The organism is Pseudonocardia sp. MH-G8 (assembly GCF_002262885.1).
Taxonomy (GTDB): Bacteria; Actinomycetota; Actinomycetes; order Mycobacteriales; family Pseudonocardiaceae; genus Pseudonocardia.
In genome coordinates this window covers 163,959-182,051 of record NZ_NKYF01000017.1, presented here as the reverse complement: position 1 = coordinate 182,051, position 18,093 = coordinate 163,959, and the positions used below count along the sequence as shown (strand labels likewise).

Genomic DNA, 18,093 nt, shown 5'->3' with positions numbered 1-18,093 from the left:
ATCATCCGATGCCTCAAACGCTACGTCGCCCGCGAGGTCTACACCGCCCTAACCCACAGCCACCAAGATCTTCAGATCACGGGTTGACTTCCATAGGAGCATCGGGGTGGGTGTCGCCACCCCCGCGAGTCGGGGTCCGGGTGCGTCCGTGTCGCTTTGTGGGGTGCTTGCTCGCTCAGGTGATCTCGAGGTGGTCGACGTCCGGGGTCGCCGGGCGGTGGGTGGAGGTGCGGTCGAGGTAGAACCAGGAGACCGAGGCGATGTCGTCCTGCAATTGCAGGTACCGGCGCCCGGACCGCCAGCCGAGAGCCTGCACGTCGACGCGCAACGCGTGCGCGAACCGGATCGGGTCCGGGAGGTGCCAGCGGTACATGCCGAAGCGCTGCTGGCTGCGGTAGAGCCCGTCGGGGCGCAGGATCTGGTGCAGTCCCAGGTACGGGGTGGTGAAGCTGGTGTAGCCGGAGCCGGGGACGTCGAAGTTCCAGGCGCCGCCGAAGTAGTCCTCGGTGCCGGTGCCGCAGATCGTGGGGAGGTCCCGGTCGTCGTCGAGGTAGAACTTGAGCTCGCCCTCGCCCCACCAGCCGGTGGAGTTGACGCCCCACGCGAGGTAGGTGCCCACGTAGTGGCCGCGCCCGGTGACGCCCTCGACGAGGGTGTGGGTGCTGCCCTTGGCCAGCGGGTTGTCGCGCCTCCACTGCGCGTGCAGGTAGCCGGCCTCCTCGGCCACGTCCTGCTGCGCGTAGGTCACCTGGTAGTAGACGACCGCGGGGTCGGCGCCGAGGTTCTCCAGCGTGATCCGCGCGCCGGTGCGGAAGGGCATCTGCCAGTAGCAGTTGAAGCCGCCGTGCGGGTTGACGGCGACGACCTGTGAGCTCAGCTGCGCGAACTCGCCCCATCCCTGCCCGAAGAAGTCGCCCAGCGGCACCTCCACGGCGGGCTCGGCGTCGCCGTCCCAGTGCATCCGCAGCATGAGCTCGCGCCAGTGCCGGGGGTGGGTGGTGATCCAGATGTGCTGGATGACGCCCGGGCCGTCGATCGCGGCGATCTCGGTGCGGCTGCCGGCGGGGATCTCGATCGACGGGGAGACCTTCCAGCCCTGGCCGAGGTCGCGGGCGCAGGCGGCACCGGTGCCCTCGGTGGCCCCGCCACCCGCGCCGGGCGCTCCGCTCGGGTTCTCCGGGCTGATCGACCGGGTGGTGGCGCTGCTCAGCAGCGCCATCGAGGGGGTCGTCGACGGCTGGTGCGGGACGGGCTGCGGTGCGCTCACCGAGCGCCTCCTCGCTGCGGGGTGCAGGGGTGCGCCATGAGGGTCCTCCGGACGTTCGTGTCGTGATCCGGTGCCGCGGGGGAATCGCGCGACACGAAATCGATTCCACGGCACTGTAGAAAGATCGGAGGGCGAGGTCAAGAACTCCCGAAGGGGGATTTGGGGCCCCACCAGAGGCGGTCAGGGCCGGACGCGAGGTGTCACGCTTGGAATCGGTTTCACGACGTCGTACACTTCGACGGCTCGTGCACGCGGCCCGGGCCGGAGAATGGTGGAGGCCATGGCGACGATCTACGAGGTTGCCGCCCTCGCCGGAGTCTCCCCGGCCACGGTATCGCGCGTGTTCAACGGCTCCAACGTGTCCCGGGAGCGGACGCGCCTGGTGCTGCGGGCGGCCGAGCAGCTGGGGTACTCGCCGAACCGGACCGCCCGGGCGCTGCGCATGCAGACCTCCTCGGTGATCGCTCTCATCGTCGCCGACATCGAGAACCCGTTCTTCACCGCGCTCGCGCGCGGGGTGGAGGACGTCGCGCACGGCGCCGGTTACTCGGTCGTGCTGTGCAACAGCGACGAGGACCCCGCGCGGGAGGGCCGGTACCTGACGATCGCGGTCTCCGAGCACATGGCCGGGGTGATCCTGGTACCGGCGGGCACCGACAGCGACATCAGCGTGCTCGTGGAGCGGGGCAGGCCGGTCGTGAGCGTCGACCGCGCCCTGCCGCGGGAGCCGGTCGACTCCGTCGTCGTGGACAACCTCGCCGGTGGCCGGGAGGCCACCGCGCGTCTCTACGACCAGGGTGCCCGGCGCGTCGCCTGCATCACCGGCCCCGGCGCGGCGGAGACCGCCGAGCTGCGCAGCGCGGGCTGGCGGGAGGTCTTCCTCCGCCGCTCCCCGGACCTCGACCCGGACGCGTACCTGGTGCACGCGGACTACCGCGTGGCGGGCGGCCGGGCGGCGATGGCCGAACTCCTCGCGCGCGCCGAGCCGCCGGACGCCGTCTTCGTGGCCAACAACCTGATGGCGCTCGGCGCGCTCGGGGAGCTCGGCGACCGTGGGCTGCGCCCGCCCGGCTTCGGGGTGGCCGCCTACGGCGACCTGCCCTACTTCCCGCTCGAGCCCTCGGGTGTCGAGGTGATCCCGTTGCCTGCCCGCCTGCTCGGTGCCACCGCCGCCACCGTGCTCCTGGAGCGGATCCAGGGGAGCGCGCAGCCCCACCGCACGATCATGCTCCGCAACGTTCCCGACAACGTCCCCGACCCGGACACGACCGGCGACGGCCAGGTCCGGGCCGGGACACGAGCGGTCAGCGCTGCGCGTCCCGCCAGGCGACCCATTCCTTGACGAGCCCGAGGTCGTAGTCCGGACCGCTCACCCCGACGGTGAACAGCCTCGCGCCGGCCGCGACGAGCGCGTCGCCCACCTGCTCCGGCGGTGTGCCCACCCCGACGGAGCGCTCGATCTCGCCCGGGTCCCGCCCGACGTCGGCGCAGTGCGCGTCGAGCACGCCGCTCTTGCGGGTGAACGTCTCGACGTCGCCGAAGCTGTGCCAGATGCCGGCGTGCTCCGCGGTGTAGCGCAGGGTCTTGCGCTCCCCGCCGCCGCCGATCAGGACCGGGATGTCGCGGGTCGGCGCGGGGTTGCTCCGCGACCAGCGGTCACGGATGCGGGGGAGGGCCTGGGCGAGGTCGGCGAGGCGGCTGCCCGCGGTGCCGAACTCGTAGCCGAACTCGTCGTAGTCGCGCTCGAACCAGCCCGCGCCGATGCCGAGGATCAGGCGGCCGTCCGAGATGTGGTCGACCGTGCGGGCCATGTCGGCGAGCAGTTCGGGGTTGCGGTAGCTGTTGCAGCTGACGAGTGCCCCGATCTCGACCCGGCTCGTGGCCTCGGCCCAGGCCCCGAGCATCGTCCAGCACTCGAAGTGCTTGCCGTCGGCCTCGCCGCTCAGCGGGAAGAAGTGGTCCCAGTTGAAGACGATGTCGACGCCGGCGGTCTCGGCCTCGGCGACGGCGGTGCGGATCTGCGGGTAATCGGCGTGCTGGGGCTGGATCTGGACACCGATCCGGACGGGCTGCGACATGCAGTTGATCCTTCCACCCTTGCGCAGGACGTGCTTCCCGGGCAATCATCACTAACGGTCATGGAGGCGGCACGAAACGTCATCACTGCGGGACGGCGGCGCAACTCCGGCGTCACCCGCTGTCGACGGGGTGGCCGCATCCGGCGTGGGCGAGCACGGGAGAGGCCGCGGAATGGACACGGACGGCGATCCGGGACCGACGGTGGGTCTCACGGGAGCACGGTTTCGCGGCGTACCCCGGCAGCGCCGCCCGGAGCGCGATCGGGCGGATGAGCCCGGCCCGGACGGGGCGGTCGAGGAGCAGCCGGATGCCGGCCCGGCTGCTGCGGGCGCAGCGCCCGCCGAGGCTCCCGACGCACCGGCCGCGGGGCGGGACCACGAGGAGGAGCCGGGCGCGAGCGGGGTGTCGTTCGTGCGGCCCTACGTGTTCACCGGCGGCCGGACCCGGTCCTCGGTCGAGCTGTCGATCGAGACCCTGGTCTCCGCGGCGCCGCAGTCGCCGTCCACGCGCCTGTCCGGGGCGCACGAGACCGTGCTCGGGTTGTGCCGCGAATCGCGGTCGGTGGCCGAGCTGGCTGTCGGGGCCGGTGTGCCGCTCGGGGTGGCCCGCGTGCTGGTCGGCGATCTGGCGGCCGCGGGGGCGGTCACGGTGCACCGCAGCGCGGGTGCGGCCGGTCCGGACCTCGCCCTGATGGACCGCGTGCTCAGCGGGTTGCGTCGGTTGTGAGGCCGCCGTGGCCGGGTGCGTGGGTCAGGGCGGTCCGACGGGGCCCTGCAGCAGCTCCGGCACGGCACCCGCGACCATCGCGGGCGCGAAGTACCAGCCCTGCCCCGTGTCGCAGCCGAGCTTGCGCAACCGCTCGAGCTGCACGGCGGTCTCGACGACCTCGGCGGTGACCGAGAGCCCCAGCGTGTGGGCGAGCTCGATGAGCAGGGCCAGCACCTCCAGATCGACCTCGTCGGCGCCGTCGCCCTCCCCGCTGGTGGGCTTCGCGCGCCCGTTGACGAACGGTCCGGCGAGCTTCAGCGCGTGGATGGGCAGCGAACGCAGGTAGGCGAGGTTGGAGTAGCCGGTGCCGAAGTCGTCGATCGCGATGCGGACGCCCATGGCGGCGAGCGCGTGCAGCGCCTCGAGCGGCTCGCCGGTGGTGCCCATCAGGTCGCTCTCGGTGAGCTCGAGCTGCAGGCCGTGCGCGGGCCAGCCGGTGTCGGCGAGGATCTGCGCCACGTCGTCGACGATGCCGGGCTCACGCACCTGGCGCGCTGCCAGGTTGACGCTGACGAACAGCTCGGCACCCGGGTGATCCACCCGCCACCGGACGGCCTGGCGGCACGCCTCGTGCAGGACCCACCGGCCGAGCGGGACGATGAGCCCGGTCTCCTCGGCCACGGGGATGAACACGTCCGGGCCCAGCCGCCCCTCGCCGGGCCGCTCCCACCGGACGAGCGCCTCGACCCCGACCAGCCGCTGGTCGGTGAGCCGGACCAGGGGCTGGTAGTGCACGACGAACTCGCCGGCCTCCAGCGCCTCGGGCATCCGGGCCGAGAGCTCGAACCGGGCGACGTCGGCGCGGTGGCGCTCGGCGTCGAAGCGCGCCACCCGGTCGCGACCGTCCTTCTTCGCCCAGTGCAGGGTGGTGTCGACGGCCTTCATCAGCTCGGCGGGGCCGGCGCCGCCGTCCCCGCGCTGCACGATGCCGACGCTCGCGGTGACGGCGATCCGGTGCGTGCCGAGCACGATCGGGCGCCGCACGGCGTCGAGCGCGCGGTGCGCCACCCGCTCCAGCTCCTCGAGGGCTGCACGGCGGCCGGGCGGGATCTCGGCGAGCACGACGAACTCGTCGCCGCCCATCCGGGCGACCAGCCGCCGGTCGTCGCCCAGCTCGCCGGCCAGCCGGTGGGCGACGGCCTGCAGGAGTTCGTCACCGACGTCGTGGCCGAGGGTGTCGTTGACGGCCTTGAACCCGTCGAGGTCGAGGTAGCAGACGCCGACGTGGCGTCCGGGCCCGTCGGCGGAGAGCGCGGCGTCGAGCCGTTCGAAGAACAGGGTGCGGTTGGGCAGGCCGGTGAGCGGGTCGTGCTGGGCCTGGTGGCGCAGCGAGGTCTCGAGGCGGTGCCGCTCGGTGACGTCGGCGATCATGGCGACGACGTAGCGCGGCGACCCGTCGGGTGCCCGGACCAGGGACAGGACGATGTCGGTCCAGATCGTGGTGCCGTCGGGGCGGCGGTAGGGCCGTTCGAGGCGGGCGTGGTCGAGGGAACCGGCCTGCATCTCGTTCATGCGCGCGCGCAGGGCGTCGTCCGCGTCCGGGACGAAGCGGCTGACGTGGTGGCCCACGAGCTGATCGGTCGTGTGGCCGGTCATCTGGCACAGCGCGCGGTTCACCTCGAGGATCTCGCCCTCGCCCGTGACGATCGCGATGCCGATGGCTGCGTCGGCGAAGAGCGCGCCGAACCGGGCCTCGCTCGCCCACCGCGCCTGCTCGGCGGCGGCACGGGCGGCGAAGGCGGCGGCGCTCACGCGCTCCTGCTCGGCTCGGGTGCGCTCCTGCAGCGCCGCGGCGTAACCGGTGGCGAGTGCGGCGAGGACGGTGGCGCCGCGCTCGGGGTCGTTGCGGGTGAGGCGCGGGCCGAGCACGGTGAGCGTGCGTTGCAGCGCCGGCGGCTGGGTGAAGTGGGCGTCGACCATCCACCGGCCGATCAGGTGCGGGTCGGCGGCGGGATCGGGACCCGCCCCGTCGTCCACGACGGCCAGCAGCGTGGCGGCCCGTTCCACGAGCGCGGACTGCAGCTCCTGGCGGTCCAGCGGTACGAATCCGGAGGTCTGCACGGCCGCCGCCCAGGCCATGCCGAGCTCCCGCGCCTCGGCCGGCACGGTGCTGGTCATGGCGTGGCCGGACCCCAGGCCGGGCCCGGCGCGTTCGGCTCGTGCACCATCCTCGCGCTCCCGCTGTGGAAGGCCCGTGGCACTTGCGTCCACAGGCGATCTTCGAGGAGCCTACCTTCCGGTGCTGCTGCGGGCCTGCTGAGCGGCGCTGCACGTCAGGGGGACTGGCGCGGCCTGCCCCCGCGGCGCATGTCGCCGGTGGTGGTGCGGCGGCCGGGATCGAGCAGCCGCTTCCACTTGGCCTGGGCGGCCTGCCGGCTCGACAGCTGGGCCTGCACCGCCTCGGCCACCTGGGCCCAGGTGAGCCCGTCGGCGCGCAGCCTGCGGATGAGGTCGCGCTCGTAGTAGTCGGCCAGCCGGCGCATCTCGCCGACGATCGCGTACCAGGCCGCTGCGGCGTCCCGGGTGAGCCCGCCCTCGGCGGAGACCTCCTTGAGCCGGTCCAGCCGGCCGGTGACGGTCCGGTCGGGACGCGCGATCATCGGATCGACCCGGTCGAGCCAGCGCACCGCTTCCTCGTAGTTCATGGGTCAATCATTCATTGACACGAACGAATCGTCAACCGATCATGGACCGGCGCGTCGGGGGAGTGTCAGGACCGGGTTTCAGCCGCCGCCCAGCGGCTCCACTGCCGTGACCCAGACGACCGGGGTGCCCTGCTCGTCGGACGCGGTCAGGTCGACTTCGGCATTGATCGCCCAGTCGCGGTCGCCCGCCGGGTCCTGCAGGACCTGCCGGACGAGCCAGCGCTCGGGCTCCTCGGTGACGGCGAAGAACTGGGGGCCGCGGGCGTCGGGGCCGGTACCGATGCTGTCGTGCTCGGCGTAGTAGGGCTCCAGCGCCTCCTGCCACGCCGTGGCGTCCCAGCCGGCCTCGGCGTCGAGCTCACCCAGCTCGCCGAAGCGGCGCAGGGCGGCCAGCTCCACACGGCGGAACAGCGCGTTGCGCACCAGGACGCGGAACGCGCGCGGGTTGCGGGTGACGGCGGCGGGCCCCTCGTCCAGGGTGGGCGGTGCCGGCTCCGCGCCGGTGCCCTCCCCGGCGGCGAGCGCCTCCCACTCGTCGAGCAGGCTGGAGTCGACCTGGCGCACCAGCTCGCCGAGCCACTCCTCGACGTCGCCCAGCTCCTCGGTCTTCGCCTCGTCGGGCACGGTCTGGCGCAGCGCGCGGTAGGTGTCGGCGAGGTAGCGCAGCACGAGGCCCTCGGAGCGGGCGAGCCCGTAGTGCCCGACGTACTCGACGAACGTCATCGACTTCTCGAACATGTCGCGGGCCACCGACTTGGGCGACAGCCGCGCGTCCTCGACCCAGGGAGCGCCCTGGCGGTAGGTCTCCAGGGCGGCGTGCAGCAGCTCGTCGAGGGGCTTCGGGTAGGTGACGTCCTCGAGCAGCGCCATGCGCTCCTCGTACTCGATGCCGTCGGCCTTCATCGCCGCGATCGCCTCGCCGCGGGCCTTCTTCTGCTGGGCCTGCAGCACCGGCCGCGGGTCGTCGAGCGTGGCCTCGAGCACCGAGAGCACGTCCATGGCGTACTGCGGCACCTCGCGGTCGAGCAGGTCGATCGCGGCGAGCGCGAACGGCGACAGCGGCTGGTTGAGCGCGAAGTCGAGCTGCAGGTCCCCGACCAGCTGGACGCGCCTGCCCTCGGCGTCGGGCTCGGGGAGCTCCTCGACGACGCCCGCGGCCCGCAGCGCCCGGTAGATCGCGATCGCCCGCAGGATGTGGCGGCGCTGGCGGGGCCGGGGCTCGTGGTTGTCCTCCAGCAGGTGCCGCATGGCGGCGAACGCGTCCCCCGGCCGGGAGATCACGTTCAGCAGCATCGCGTGCGTGACCTTGAAATGGCTGGTCAACGGCTCGGGCTGGGCGTTCTGCAGCTTCTCGAAGCTGGTCTGCGACCAGCCGACGAACCCCTCGGGCGGTTGCTTGCGCACCACCCGGCGCCGCTTCTTGGCGTCGTCCCCGGCCTTGGCGAGCAGGCGGGCGTTCTCCACCTCGTGGTCGGGTGCCTCGGCGACGACGGTGCCGATGGTGTCGTAGCCCGCACGGCCCGCGCGCCCGGCGATCTGGTGGAACTCGCGCGCCTTGAGGGGGCGGGTGCGCACGCCGTCGTACTTGGCCAGGCCGGTGAACAGGACGGTGCGGATCGGCACGTTGATGCCGACGCCGAGGGTGTCGGTGCCGCAGATGACACGGAGCAGCCCGGCCTGGGCGAGGGTCTCCACCAGCCGGCGGTAGCGGGGGAGCATCCCGGCGTGGTGCACGCCGATGCCGTGGCGCACGAGCCGGGACAGCGTCTTGCCGAACCCCGCGGTGAACCGGAACCTCCCGATGAGGTCCGCGATCGCCTGCTTGTCCTCCTTGGAGGTGACGTTGACGCTCATCAGCGCCTGCGCGCGCTCGATCGCCGACTGCTGGGTGAAGTGCACGACGTAGACGGGCGCCTCGTGCGTCTGCAGCAGCTCGGCGATCGTCTCGTGCAGCGGGCTGTGCACGTAGCGGTAGTGCAGCGGCACCGGCCGCTCCACCGAGGTGATCACCGCGGTGTCGCGCCCGGTGCGGCGGGTGACGTCCTCGCGGAAGAACGACACGTCGCCGAGCGTGGCGCTCATCAGCAGGAACTGCGCCTGCGGCAGCTCGATCAGCGGCACCTGCCACGCCCAGCCGCGGTCCGGGTCGGCGTAGAAGTGGAACTCGTCCATGACGACCGAGCCGACGTCGGCGCCCCGACCCGACCGCAGCGCGATGTTGGCCAGGATCTCGGCCGTGCAGCAGATGATCGGCGCCTTCTCGTTCACCGCCGCGTCGCCGGTGAGCATCCCGACCTTGTCCGCACCGAACGTGTCGATCAGCTGGAAGAACTTCTCGCTCACCAGCGCCTTGATCGGCGCCGTGTAGAAGGTGCGCTCCTCGCGGGCCAGCGCCGCCGCGTGCGCGCCGACGGCCACCAGCGACTTGCCCGAGCCCGTCGGCGTCGAGAGGATCACGTTGCCGCCCGTGACGAGCTCGAGCAGCGCCTCCTCCTGCGCCGGGTAGAGCGACAGGCCGCGTTCCTCGAACGCCCAGTCGGTGAACGCCTCGACCAGTGCGTCGGGGTCGTCGGGGGTGGGCGGCAGGCGGTCGGTGAGCGTCATGGTGCCCCGATGGTCCCGCACGGCCTCCGCGAACGTGCAGCCGGACACGCAGCGGGCCGGCGCTGAGAGCCCGACTCGCCCGCGGTGAGAGCGCGACTCGCGGGGGTTCGGAGCCAACCCCTTGCGCGAGTCGGGCCCAACCTTGCGCGAGTCGGGGTGTGCGGGTGGGTGTGTCGGGCCGGGCGGCGCGCCTGAGGGGTCCGCGAGCACGCCGGAGCGCAGCGGAGGCAAATCGACACAGCACAGCTACGGTGAGAGCCGTGAGCGAGCGGGCGACCTCGAAGGGTGTGCCCGCGCTCATCCGCCCGATGCAACCCGGCACCGTCACCGGCGAGCCGCCGACCGGCGCGGACTGGGTCGTCGAGGTGGCGTGGACCGGTCACCGCTGCATCGCCTACGTGCAGCCGGGCCGGCGCGTGCGGCTGCTCTCGGGCGCCGACAACTCGATGAGCGCGGCCTACCCCGAGCTCGCCGAGCCGCTGCTTCGGCGGTGCCCGCCGGGCGGGATGGTGCTGGACGGCACGCTGGTCGCGCGCGGGGAGGAGCACGCGGTGCGCCCGCGGCTGCTCACCCGCCGCAGCGCGCGCCACCGGCCCTCCGACGCCACGATCCGCCGGATCCCGGTGGACCTGCAGGTGGCCGACCTGCTGTGGCTGGACGGGCACAGCACCGCCGAGCTCCCCTACGCCGACCGTCGCGCCCTGCTCGACGGGCTGGGTTTCGCGAGCCCGCCGGTCTGGACGACCTCACCGCTGCCCGCCACCGAGCTGGACGCGATGCTGGCGATCGCCGAGCAGAAGGGGGCCGACGGCCTCCACGCCCGGCACCGGCGGGGGCGCTACCACCCGGGCGGGCGGTCGCGGTACTGGCTGCGGCTGCCCGTGACGCGCACGCGCCAGGTGCTCGTGGGCGGGTGGACCCCGGCCGACCCGCACCGGCCCGAGACCGTCGGCACCCTGCTGCTCGGGGCGCCCGCCGCGCAGGAGGCCGGCCTGCACTACGTCGGGCGTGTCGGGGTGTCGCTCGAGCAGCGCCGCAAGCTCGCGGCCGAGCTGGGGGAGCGGGAGCGCGCGGCCACGCCGTTCGTGGACGCCCTGCCGCCCGCGGCGGCCCGGCACGCGCGCTGGGCCGTGCCGGAGCTGGTGGGTCTCGCGGAGTTCTCGGGCTGGATCGGCGGCGGCCGCATGCGCCGCCCGCGCTGGCAGGGCCTGCTCGAGCCGGCGGACGTGCGCGAGGACGGCTGGGCGTTGCCTCCGGAGCCCGCGCCACCGCTCGCCCCGGAGCCGCCGGCCGAACCCGCGCCCGTCGAGCCGGAGCCCCGGGCCCCGGAGGCGGAGGCCGCCGCGTCCACCGAGGTACGGCGGTTGGAGCAGCACTTCGTCTACAACTCGCTGAACACCATCGCAGCCCTGATCCGCACCGACCCGATGCGGGCGCGGGAGCTCCTGATGGGCTTCGCCGACCTCTCCCGGGCCGCGGACCAGGCCGGCACGAGCACGCTGGGCGACGAGATCGCCGCGGTCCAGGGCTATCTGCAGCTCGAGCAGGCGCGGTTCGGTGCACGGCTGCAGGTCGCCGTGGACGTGGCCGCCGACCTGCACACCACGCCGGTGACCCCGATGCAGGTGCTCACCGCGGTACGCGACGCGGTGCAGCACGACATCGAACCGCGCCCCGAGGGCGGGCTGCTCGCCCTCGCCGCCCGCGCCGTGGAGGGCGGCTGCGAGGTGCGGGTGACAGCGGGCGAGGCCACTCGCACACTCCGACTCTGAGAGCCCCTGGTGTGGTGTGGGTGGGGATGGTGATCAACGGCTCGGTACCGTGCGCGCATGCTGGGGCTTCCCGACGGCACGCGCGCGTGCCTCTTCGATCTCGACGGCGTGCTGACCGACACTGCGAGCGTGCACGCGGCCGCGTGGAAGCAGATGTTCGACGAGTACCTGCGCGTCCGCGCCGAGCGTGAGGGTGCCGAGTTCCGGCCCTTCGACGTCACGAGCGACTACGGGCCCTACGTGGACGGCAAGCCGCGGCTGGCGGGCACGGACTCGTTCCTGCGCTCCCGCGGCATCGAGCTGCCGGCGGGTGGGCCCGATGACGCACCCGACGCGGAGACGGTCTTCGCGCTCGCCACGCGCAAGAACGACCTGGTCCAGGACAAGATCGTCACGGTCGGGGTGGAGGTCTACCCCGGATCGGTGCGCTACCTGCACGCGGTGAAGGAGGCGGGGCTCGCCGCGGCGGTCGTGTCCTCGTCGGCCAATGCCGAGCAGGTGCTGCGCGTCGCGGGTCTCATCGAGCTGATCGACCACCGCGTGGACGGGGTGACCGCCAAGGAGCGCGGGTTGCCCGGCAAGCCCGCGCCCGACACGTTCCTCGCCGCCGCCGCCGACCTGGGCGTCGGGAAGGACCAGGCCGTCGTGTTCGAGGACGCCCTGGCAGGCGTCGCGTCGGGCAAGGCGGGCGGGTTCGGCTTCGTCGTGGGCGTCGACCGGCTCGGCCACGCCGACGCGCTGCGGGAGCACGGCGCCGACGTCGTCGTGTCCGACCTCGCCGAGTTGCTGGAGGCCGGACGATGAGCCCCGACCCGGGCCGTGCCTTCGCCGTGGAGCCGTGGGTGGTGCGGGAGCCGCGGTTGGACCTGGACCGGATGGGCCAGGTCGAATCGGTGTTCGCGCTGTCCAACGGGCACATCGGGCTGCGCGGCAACCTCGACGAGGGTGAGCCGCACGCGATGCCGGGTACGTACCTCAACTCGTTCTACGAGCGTCGCCCGCTGCCGTATGCCGAGGGTGGCTACGGTTACCCGGAGTCGGGGCAGACGATCATCAACGTCACCAACGGCAAGCTGATCCGGTTGCTGGTGGAGGACGAGCCGTTCGACCTGCGCTACGGGCAGCTGCACCGCCACGAACGGGTGCTGGACCTGCGGGCGGGCACGCTCACCCGCGAGGTCGAGTGGGCCTCGCCCGCGGGCCGCGTGGTGCGGGTCCGCTCGACGCGGATGGTGTCGCTGACGCAGCGCGCGATCGCGGCGATCTGCTACGAGGTCGAGGTGCTCGACGAGCCCGCCCTGCTCGTGGTGCAGTCGGAGCTGGTGGCCAACGAGCAGCTGCCGGGCCGCGACGAGGCCGACCCGCGCGTGGAGGCGGCGCTCACCGACCCGCTGGTGGCCGAGCAGCACCGCAGCGCCGAGGCGAGCGCCACGCTGCTGCACCGGACCCGTCGCTCGGGCCTGCGGGTGGCCGCGGCGATGGACCACGAGGTGCACGGGCCGGACGGGGTGAAGGTCACCACCGAGGCCACCGAGGACATCGGGCGCACCACCGTGATCGCGCGCCTCGAGCCGGGCCGCACGCTGCGGCTGGTGAAGTACCTGGCCTACGGGTGGTCGTCGCGCCGCTCGCTGCCGGCGCTGCACGACCAGGTCCGCGCCGCGCTGGCGGCCGCGCGCTACACGGGCTGGGACGGGCTGGTGGCCGAGCAGCGTCAGTACCTGGACGAGTTCTGGGAGACCGCGGACGTCGAGATCGACGGGGACGCGGAGCTGCAGCAGGCGGTGCGGTTGGCGACCTTCCACGTGCTGCAGGCCGGGGCGCGGGCCGAGCGTCGCGCGATCGGGGCGAAGGGGCTGACCGGCGAGGGTTACGACGGGCACACGTTCTGGGACACCGAGACGTTCTGCCTCCCGGTGCTCTCCCACCTCGCACCCGAGGCCGCGGCGGACGCGCTGCGCTGGCGCCAGTCGATCCTGCCCCTTGCCTACGAGCGGGCGGAGCAGCTGGGGCTGGGTGGGGCGGCGTTCCCGTGGCGGACGATCCGGGGGCAGGAGTGTTCGGGGTACTGGCCGGCGGGCACGGCGGCGTTCCACATCAACGCCGACATCGCCGACGCGGTGCGTCGCCACGTGGCGGCGACCGGTGACGAGGTGTTCGAGCGCGAGGTGGGCCTGGAGCTGGTGGTGGCCACGGCGCGGTTGTGGCGTTCGCTGGGGCATCACGACTCGTCGGGGCAGTTCCGCATCGACGGGGTGACGGGCCCGGACGAGTACACCGCGATCGTGGACAACAACGTCTACACCAACCTGATGGCCCAGCAGAACCTGCGGGTGGCGGCGGACACGGCGGCGCGCCACGCACGGGCGGCGGCGCGGCTCGGGGTGAACGCCGAGGAGATGGCGTCCTGGCGGGACGCGGCGAAGTCGATGCGCATCCCGTTCGACGACGTGCTGGGCGTGCACCCGCAGGCCGAGGGGTTCACGAACCACCAGGTGTGGGACTTCGAGGCCACGCCGCCGCAGATGTACCCGCTGCTGCTGAACGTCCCCTACTTCGACCTGTACCGCAAGCAGGTGATCAAGCAGGCGGACCTGGTGCTGGCGATGCAGCTGCGCCCGGATGCGTTCAGCCTCGAGCAGATGCGCCGCAACTTCGCCTACTACGAGTCGCTGACGGTGCGGGACTCGTCGCTGTCGGCGTGCACGCAGGCGGTGGTGGCGGCGTGGACCGGGCACCTGGACCTGGCCTACGACTACCTCGGCGAGGCCGCGCTGGTGGACCTGGACGACCTCGCGGGCAACTCCGACCACGGCGTGCACATCGCGTCGATGGCGGGCACCTGGACGGCGGTGGTCTCCGGCTTCGGCGGCATGCGGATGGACGCGGGCGGCACCGGGGGGATCTCGTTCGCCCCGCGGCTGCCGCCCGCGCTCTCGCGGATCTCGTTCGGGCTGCGCTGGCAGGGCCGGCAGCTGCGGGTGGAGATCCGGCCCGGCGAGGCGGAGTACCGGCTGGTGTCGGGCCCGCCGATGCGGTTGCACCACCACGGCGAGCCCCTCGCGCTGGGGGACGAGGCACAGGTGCGCGAGATCCCGGCGCTCGACCCGGTGGACCCGGTGGAGCAGCCGTACGGGCGCGTGCCGAAGGGGCGCCACCCCGGCAGCTGATCTCCTCGCAGCTGATCTCCACGGGCGACGCGTACGGGCTCCACGTGCGGGGTATGCGAGGGCGCTGATGCGTCCCGCACCCGACGGAAGGACTCCCGTGGACCCCGACCGCGCCCGACAACTGCTGACCGGTGAGCTGTCCGCCCTCGACGACCGCCTGCGTGCCGCCGAGGACAACCGTGCCGAGGCATCCGCGGACACGCTCGGCCAGGAAGGCGCCCTCGGCCAGCACCCCGGCGACTACGGCACCGAGGTGAACACGACCATGGAGGCCGACCTGAGCGTCACCACGCTCAGCGAGCAGCGCCGCCGCGTCCAGGACGCGATCGATCGGCTCGACGAAGGCGGGTACGGCCGCTGCGCCGTGTGCGGTCGGGAGATCGACGACGAGCGCCTCGAGGCGCGGCCCGAGGTGCCGACCTGCCGCGAGCACGCCGACACCCCCGTCGTGACCTAGTTCGCGCTTGCCGCACGCCCGCTCGGGTAGGTCGGTGACGTGAGTGAGGTTCCCGAGGGTCTGGTCCGGGTCGATCCCGCGTCGCCGGGCTTCTCGCGCCGGCGCCGCGGGCGTGGATGGAGCTTCTACGACTGCGCGGGCGACCCCGTGACCGATCCGGGCGAGATCGCCCGGATCAAGTCGCTGGCCATCCCGCCTGCGTGGCAGGAGGTCTGGATCTGCCCCGACCCGGAAGGGCACATCCAGGCCGTGGGCGTCGACGCCGCGGGCCGGCGCCAGTACCGCTACCACGAGGAGTGGCGGCGCCGGCGCGACCGGGAGAAGCACGAGCGGGTGCTCACCCTCGGCCACGTCCTGGCCGGCGTGCGCGGCGAGCTCACGACGCGGCTGGGGGAGAAGGGCCTGCACCGTGACCGCGTGCTCGCCGCCGCGGTGCGGATGCTGGACGTCGGCGTGTTCCGGGCGGGAGGCGAGGAGTACGCACCCGGCGACGACGACGAGGACGGCACGTTCGGGCTCGCGACGCTGCGCCGCGACCACGTGCACCTGCACCGCGGCGTCGTGCTGTTCTCCTACCCCGCCAAGGGCGGTGTCCCGCGGACGTTGGCGCTGCGGGACCCGATGCTGCACAAGGTCGTCAACTCCCTGCTGCGTCGCCGGGGCGGCGGCGAGGACCTGCTCGCGTACCGCGTCGGGTGCGACTGGCACGACGTGCGCGTGGAGGACCTCAACGCCGCGGTCAAGGAGCTGGTCGGCGAGCAGTACACCTGCAAGGACCTGCGCACCTGGAACGCCACGGTGCTCGCCGCCGTCACCCTCGCCGGTGCCGTGGCGGGTCGCGGGGTGCCGGAGAAGGAACGGACTCGCAAGCGGCTCGTCAACGCCTCCATCAAGGAGGTGGCCGAACACCTCGGCAACACCCCCACGGTGGCGCGCAGCTCCTACGTCGACCCGCGCGTCATCGAGCGGTTCGACGAGGGGCGCACGGTGCTGCGGGCGCTGCAGGAGCTCGGGAACGGTGCCGGCGCGCCCGACCTGACCGACGACGCCACCCGCGGGTCCGTGGAGCGGGCCGTGGTGCGGCTCATCGCACGCTGAGCGGCCGTGGATAGCCCCGGTGCCGGTGGGTACGCGACTTGCGGGACGAGTACCGACAGGAGAGGGAACCCATGAGCGGCAAGCTGGACGGCAAGCGCATCGCGATCCTCGCGACCGACGGCGTGGAGCAGGTGGAGCTCACCCGGCCACGCGACGCGGTCACCGGCGAGGGCGCCCGCACGGAGATCATCTCGCTGTCCGACGGCGAGTTCCAGGCGATGAACGGCGACATCGAACCCGCGGAGAAGTTCACCGCGGACAAGGCCGCGAAGCAGGCCTCCGCCGCCGACTACGACGCGCTGATCATGCCGGGTGGCACCGTGAACGCCGATCGGCTGCGGATGGACCCGGACGTGCGCAGCTTCGTGCAGGAGGTCTTCCGGGCCGGCAAGCCGGTCGGGGTGATCTGCCACGGCCCGTGGACGCTGGTCGAGGCCGACCTGGTGCGGGGACGCAGGCTCACCTCCTACCCGAGCCTGCGCACCGACATCCGCAACGCCGGCGGCACCGTCGTCGACGAGGAGGTCGTCACGGACAACGGGCTGGTCTCCAGCCGTGACCCGGACGACCTGCCCGCGTTCTGCGCCAAGATCGTGGAGGAGTTCGCGGATGGCGCCCACCGGGTCCACGACGAGGGCGCCACGGTCTGAGCGCGACTACGCCCGGGCGGGTGGCGCCGAGCGTTCGGCCCAGCTCGGCGTCACCCGTCCGGGTAGCATCCGCGCATGACTGGCGCCGACATGAGCGGGAACCGGGCCGAGGGGCGCAACGAGGGCCCGCTCGAGCGCGCCGACCGCAACATGGTCGAGCTGCTGCAGGAGCTGCGGGTCGCGCAGACGGGGGTGCAGATCCTCTTCGCGTTCCTGCTCACGCTCTCGTTCACCGAGCGCTTCGGCGACATCGACGACGTGCAGCGCGGGACCTACGTGGTCACCCTGCTCTGCTCGGTGCTCACCGCGGGTCTGTTCGTCGCGCCGGCCGCCGTGCACCGCGTCACCTTCCGGCGCGGGGTGAAGGCCGAGACCGTGCAGCTCGGCCACCGGCTGTTCAGCCTCGGGCTGGGGGCGCTCGTGCTCACGCTCACCGGCGCCGTCCTGCTGGTGCTCGACGTGGCCGTCGGCCGGCCGTTCGCGATCACCACGGCCGCGGTGGTCTGCGCCGTCCTCATCGCCCTCTGGTTCGTCCTGCCACTGCCGATGCTGCGGCGCGCCCGCAACGGCAACGGGGTCGGCAACGGGACCGACGACGGCGCGGGGACGCCTCCCGACGGGCGGGAGACGCCCCCTGCGCGGATGAGCGGCTGATCGAACCTCAGCCCGGCAGCGTCGACTCCCCGGGCTGCGTCGGGCGGGGCCGACCGGCCAGGGCTGCGCCCGACCTCCCCCGCGCCAACCGCCCCACCGCGGGAAGCCCTGGTCGGGTCAGCCCTCGTCGGTCATGCGCCGGCGCAGCTGCGCCACGGTCTGGGAGAGCAGCCGGGAGACGTGCATCTGCGAGATCCCGACGCGATCGGCGATCTGGGTCTGGGTGAGGTTGCCGAAGAAGCGCAGGAGCAGGATGGTGCGCTCCCGCTCCGGGAGGTCGTCGAGCAGCGGTGCGAGGGTCTCGCGGTACTCGACCTTGTCCAGCTCGGCGTCGGCGCTGCCGAGGGTGTCGGTGAGCGGGGTGTCCGCGCCGGCCACGAGCTCGTCGAGCGAGCTGCTGCGGTAGGCCTGCTGCGCGTCGAGGCCCTCCACGACGTCCTCGGTGGGGATCCCGAGCCGGTCGGCGATCTCGCTGGGCCGCGGCGCGCGGCCGAGCTCCTGCGACAGCGGCCCGACGGCGCCGTTGATCGCGCTCTGCAGGTCCTTCAGCCGCCGCGGCACCCGCATCGACCACGTCCGGTCGCGGAAGTGGCGGCGGATCTCGCCGGTGATCGTGGGCACCGCGTAGGACAGGAAGTCGATGCCGCGGTCGGGTTCGAACCGGTCGACGGCGTTGAGCAGCCCGACTGTGCCGGCCTGCTCGAGGTCGTCCACGGGCTCGCCGCGGCCCGCGAAGCGGCGGGCGATGTGCTGCACCACCGGCAGGTATCCGGTGATCAGCTTCGACCGCAGCGCCGCCCGCTCCGGGGCGTCGGACGGCAGCGCGGCGTACTCCTCGAACAGGGGCGCGAGGTGCGCGTAGTCCGAGTCGCGGGAGGTGTCGGTCACGATACGTCCCGCGGCGGGCAGCCGACGACGAAGAGCACTCG

The 18,093-nt window shown here is 73.1% G+C and carries 15 protein-coding genes; 9 read left to right on the top strand and 6 right to left on the bottom strand.

Going from position 1 to position 18,093, the window contains the following annotated elements; all coding sequences use genetic code 11:
* Positions 1-175 precede the first annotated feature (175 nt).
* Positions 176-1,267 (bottom strand): glycoside hydrolase family 172 protein, encoded by a 1,092-nt coding sequence (locus tag CFP66_RS30505; protein WP_233159840.1) that lies wholly within the window; start codon positions 1,265-1,267, stop codon positions 176-178.
* 280 nt (positions 1,268-1,547) lie between these two features.
* Here CFP66_RS30505 and CFP66_RS30500 point away from each other — a divergent pair, with 280 nt between their 5' ends.
* Positions 1,548-2,609 (top strand): LacI family DNA-binding transcriptional regulator, encoded by a 1,062-nt coding sequence (locus tag CFP66_RS30500; protein WP_094928679.1) that lies wholly within the window; start codon positions 1,548-1,550, stop codon positions 2,607-2,609.
* Here the strand turns inward: CFP66_RS30500 and CFP66_RS30495 are convergent.
* Positions 2,572-3,345, bottom strand: coding sequence for an LLM class F420-dependent oxidoreductase (locus CFP66_RS30495; protein WP_094928649.1), 774 nt, complete (start codon positions 3,343-3,345; stop codon positions 2,572-2,574). The two genes, CFP66_RS30500 and CFP66_RS30495, sit on opposite strands and share 38 nt — an antisense overlap.
* Before the next feature lie 202 nt (positions 3,346-3,547).
* On the opposite strand from CFP66_RS30495, the gene CFP66_RS30490 reads away from it, so the two are divergent.
* Positions 3,548-4,072, top strand: coding sequence for a DUF742 domain-containing protein (locus CFP66_RS30490; protein ID WP_198961765.1), 525 nt, complete (start codon positions 3,548-3,550; stop codon positions 4,070-4,072).
* A gap of 24 nt (positions 4,073-4,096) precedes the next feature.
* Here CFP66_RS30490 and CFP66_RS30485 read toward each other — a convergent pair whose 3' ends face one another.
* The 3 genes from CFP66_RS30485 to CFP66_RS30475 form a co-directional block, all read right to left on the bottom strand.
* Positions 4,097-6,232, bottom strand: coding sequence for a bifunctional diguanylate cyclase/phosphodiesterase (locus tag CFP66_RS30485; protein WP_094928647.1), 2,136 nt, complete (start codon positions 6,230-6,232; stop codon positions 4,097-4,099).
* Between the two features lie 155 nt (positions 6,233-6,387).
* Positions 6,388-6,759 (bottom strand): hypothetical protein, encoded by a 372-nt coding sequence (locus CFP66_RS30480; protein WP_094928646.1) that lies wholly within the window; start codon positions 6,757-6,759, stop codon positions 6,388-6,390.
* A gap of 78 nt (positions 6,760-6,837) precedes the next feature.
* On the bottom strand, positions 6,838-9,363 hold the full coding sequence (locus CFP66_RS30475; RefSeq protein WP_094928678.1) for an RNA helicase: 2,526 nt from the start codon (positions 9,361-9,363) through the stop codon (positions 6,838-6,840).
* 260 nt (positions 9,364-9,623) lie between these two features.
* Here CFP66_RS30475 and CFP66_RS30470 point away from each other — a divergent pair, with 260 nt between their 5' ends.
* From CFP66_RS30470 to CFP66_RS30440, 7 genes are all read left to right on the top strand, one after another.
* Positions 9,624-11,135, top strand: a complete 1,512-nt coding sequence (locus CFP66_RS30470) for a histidine kinase (protein WP_094928645.1) — start codon at positions 9,624-9,626, stop codon at positions 11,133-11,135.
* Between the two features lie 57 nt (positions 11,136-11,192).
* Complete coding sequence (locus CFP66_RS30465) at positions 11,193-11,939, top strand: HAD family phosphatase (RefSeq protein ID WP_094928644.1); 747 nt, start codon at positions 11,193-11,195, stop codon at positions 11,937-11,939.
* Complete coding sequence (locus tag CFP66_RS30460) at positions 11,936-14,305, top strand: glycoside hydrolase family 65 protein (protein WP_094928643.1); 2,370 nt, start codon at positions 11,936-11,938, stop codon at positions 14,303-14,305. The genes CFP66_RS30465 and CFP66_RS30460 overlap by 4 nt, the downstream gene beginning before the upstream one ends.
* Before the next feature lie 97 nt (positions 14,306-14,402).
* Positions 14,403-14,762, top strand: a complete 360-nt coding sequence (locus tag CFP66_RS30455; RefSeq protein WP_158228272.1) for a TraR/DksA C4-type zinc finger protein — start codon at positions 14,403-14,405, stop codon at positions 14,760-14,762.
* Between the two features lie 39 nt (positions 14,763-14,801).
* Positions 14,802-15,860, top strand: coding sequence for a DNA topoisomerase IB (locus CFP66_RS30450; RefSeq protein WP_198961764.1), 1,059 nt, complete (start codon positions 14,802-14,804; stop codon positions 15,858-15,860).
* A 71-nt stretch (positions 15,861-15,931) separates the two neighbouring features.
* Positions 15,932-16,510 carry a type 1 glutamine amidotransferase domain-containing protein gene (locus CFP66_RS30445; protein ID WP_094928641.1) on the top strand — a complete coding sequence of 193 codons (579 nt, stop codon included), beginning with the start codon at positions 15,932-15,934 and terminating at the stop codon, positions 16,508-16,510.
* Positions 16,511-16,585: 75 nt separating this feature from the next.
* Positions 16,586-17,164: a DUF6328 family protein gene (locus CFP66_RS30440; RefSeq protein WP_198961763.1), complete on the top strand. Its 579-nt coding sequence runs from the start codon at positions 16,586-16,588 to the stop codon at positions 17,162-17,164.
* Positions 17,165-17,281: 117 nt separating this feature from the next.
* On the opposite strand, the gene CFP66_RS30435 is transcribed toward CFP66_RS30440, so the two are convergent.
* Positions 17,282-18,052, bottom strand: a complete 771-nt coding sequence (locus tag CFP66_RS30435) for an RNA polymerase sigma factor SigF (protein ID WP_233159838.1) — start codon at positions 18,050-18,052, stop codon at positions 17,282-17,284.
* Between the last annotated feature and the right edge of the window lie 41 nt (positions 18,053-18,093).

Excerpts from the sequence above, each read along its gene's own strand:
- CFP66_RS30475 (WP_094928678.1), bottom strand. The coding sequence starts at position 9,363 with ATGACGCTCACCGACCGCCTGCCGCCCACCCCCGACGACCCCGACGCA.
- CFP66_RS30480 (WP_094928646.1), bottom strand. The coding sequence starts at position 6,759 with ATGAACTACGAGGAAGCGGTGCGCTGGCTCGACCGGGTCGATCCGATG.
- CFP66_RS30485 (WP_094928647.1), bottom strand. The coding sequence starts at position 6,232 with ATGACCAGCACCGTGCCGGCCGAGGCGCGGGAGCTCGGCATGGCCTGG.
- CFP66_RS30500 (WP_094928679.1), top strand. The coding sequence starts at position 1,548 with ATGGCGACGATCTACGAGGTTGCCGCCCTCGCCGGAGTCTCCCCGGCC.
- CFP66_RS30445 (WP_094928641.1), top strand. The coding sequence starts at position 15,932 with ATGAGCGGCAAGCTGGACGGCAAGCGCATCGCGATCCTCGCGACCGAC.
- CFP66_RS30465 (WP_094928644.1), top strand. The coding sequence starts at position 11,193 with ATGCTGGGGCTTCCCGACGGCACGCGCGCGTGCCTCTTCGATCTCGAC.
- CFP66_RS30440 (WP_198961763.1), top strand. The coding sequence starts at position 16,586 with ATGACTGGCGCCGACATGAGCGGGAACCGGGCCGAGGGGCGCAACGAG.
- CFP66_RS30495 (WP_094928649.1), bottom strand. The coding sequence starts at position 3,345 with ATGTCGCAGCCCGTCCGGATCGGTGTCCAGATCCAGCCCCAGCACGCC.
- CFP66_RS30460 (WP_094928643.1), top strand. The coding sequence starts at position 11,936 with ATGAGCCCCGACCCGGGCCGTGCCTTCGCCGTGGAGCCGTGGGTGGTG.